This is a genomic window from Veillonella parvula (assembly GCF_047241225.1).
GTDB classification, from domain to species: domain Bacteria; phylum Bacillota; class Negativicutes; order Veillonellales; family Veillonellaceae; genus Veillonella; species Veillonella parvula_O.
Genome location: NZ_JBKTIE010000012.1, coordinates 1 through 2202, shown reverse-complemented (window position 1 = coordinate 2202; position 2202 = coordinate 1). Strand labels below are relative to the sequence as shown.

Here is a 2202-nt window from a genome sequence, read left to right as displayed (position 1 = left end):
AGTAACTATGTGGCTTTCAGCCACTTTCACGGCGAAGCCGTGAATAATATAGGTTAATAATCCTTTGGGACAGCAAGATCTCAACTGCACGAGGTAGCTAGCTACGCCGGGTACGAAAAAATCGCCACCACCGAGTTGAAAACGTTAGTTTATCAACAGATGGAGTGGAATCCGGAAAGATATAAGACACAGGGATGGAAACATTTTTTTGTTAAAGTTCTAACCACATTTGCACTAAACTCCATATCTCAGTATGTGCCTGTCATTAATTCAACTCTTTAATGCTTCATCTGTGTATCTTTTGGTTGCTCCAATTTATCTTTAGATTTATTGTTCTCTACACTTCTATTTTTCTTTACTAAAAGATATTAAGTTAGTCAAAATGGCTGCGATCATTCATATCCAAAACACTTTTCCCATTGTAATTATAATATACATCAGAGTCCCTTATGATTAGTTAATTTCTCTGATGGCTACGTCTGGATAGAACACATAGACGGTAAATGATAGGAAGGACAGGTTAAAACAGAGAAACCACTTTGCTTTTTTATCTTGAATCATCCAAACGATTCCTAATGGGGTTAGTATAGCATTTCAGAATATAATTGCTCCCGTTCCAAAAAATATTCATATGTTCAATACATCTAAATTTACATATTTATATGTATTCAGTCGGGGCTAATGCCACTCTTGAACAGCACAATCCAAGCTCTGATTTTCGAACTTATGCAAGATAAATTTAGTTTAATGGACGATTTTCGATATCCCCTAAAATTGCCTTTGGATTTTCGTTCCGCATATCCAATTAAAAACAATATCATTAACGTATACATGCATATCTTCATGTCCATACTCTGGTAACAGAAGATGTTCTTTTTCACCTTCTAATCGATTAAAAATTGCAAACTGAGTTACGGGATAACAAACAATATCTTCTAAACCGGTTATCATTTTTACAGGACATTTTATTCGATGTGCGAAGTTTTTAACATCTATATACGCTAAAGTATTCATGATTTTGTCTTCGGTTTCATGAAATGGGTCAAAAAACTTAAAATAACGAAATAATTCATCATACGCTTCACTTGTATTACCAATTTCAAGAACCCGTCTAAAATCTGAGAGGAATGGGTATATGGAAACTACCGTCTTAATTTTTTCGTTCAAAGCTGCCGTTACTAATGCCAATCCTCCCCCTTGAGATGCTCCATAACTATACAATGTATCTTCATCTACATTTTCTAGGCTACCAATTATTTTTGAAAAACAATAGACATCCAAATAGACATTCTTATAGAATAAAGAGTTCGGCCCATCTAACATTCCACGGATTATATGACCTTTCACTGTATTTCCTCTCACAGTATTGCCGGAATCAATCGAATGGCCTGATTGCCCTGGAATATCCATCATAGCAAAACCATATCCTGCACTAGCATATGAAAACATCGTAGACCAGTCGGATGATCTCCCCATGTACCCATGGAAACTTAAAATAACTGGAATTTTATCTGTAGCTTGCGGTAAAACTACCTTTGCATATATAGCTCCCCCTGTAACTCCTTGAAATCTCAACTCGTAACAATCAATCTTTGTTAAACCAAAATCCATTTTCTCCAACGAGTAGTTAACGGGAACTTTCGTCTCCTTAATGTGCTTATTCCAAAAGTCATCAAAATCTCTAGGAATTTCGTCTCTTCCTTTATAATTTTGTATTTCTTTCAATCCAAATCCTCTCATTATATAATTCTCCTTTTTTTTACACAAACAAAAATCTAGTATGACCAGTTTCATTTTTTCTATATTTCACAGCAAAAAAGATCAGGTCTGATCGCATGCTAGCCTTCTTCGTAAAATATTGGGGTAAATGCGGGCGTATGAAACTGCTAAACTGCACACCGCTGATCGTCAGCACCGCTATGTTATGTTTAGCATCCATCAGGATATCGATCCTCCCGTCTCCGGCTCGGCCTTTATACATACGGAGACCTTCTTGCCTGTAAAAGTATATTCTACATATGTATGATAAATATTTTTTCATATTAATCTAAGAAAGAAGTGCAGGATTCCCTTTAGCAGGACTCTAGATTAAAGAGACTTGCGTTTATTATACAAGTGGATAGATGCTATGATAAGAGAACCGTCCTAAAGTAAGCGCAAAATATTGCTACGCTATCCATGAATTACGCTTGCACCAAAATG

The 2202-nt window shown here is 35.9% G+C and carries 1 protein-coding gene; it reads right to left on the bottom strand.

What is annotated here, in order from left to right; genetic code table 11:
• Positions 1 to 768: 768 nt before the first annotated feature.
• On the bottom strand, positions 769 to 1740 hold the full coding sequence (locus ACLRYO_RS09530; protein WP_118445544.1) for an acetylxylan esterase: 972 nt from the start codon (positions 1738 to 1740) through the stop codon (positions 769 to 771).
• Positions 1741 to 2202: the final 462 nt, after the last annotated feature.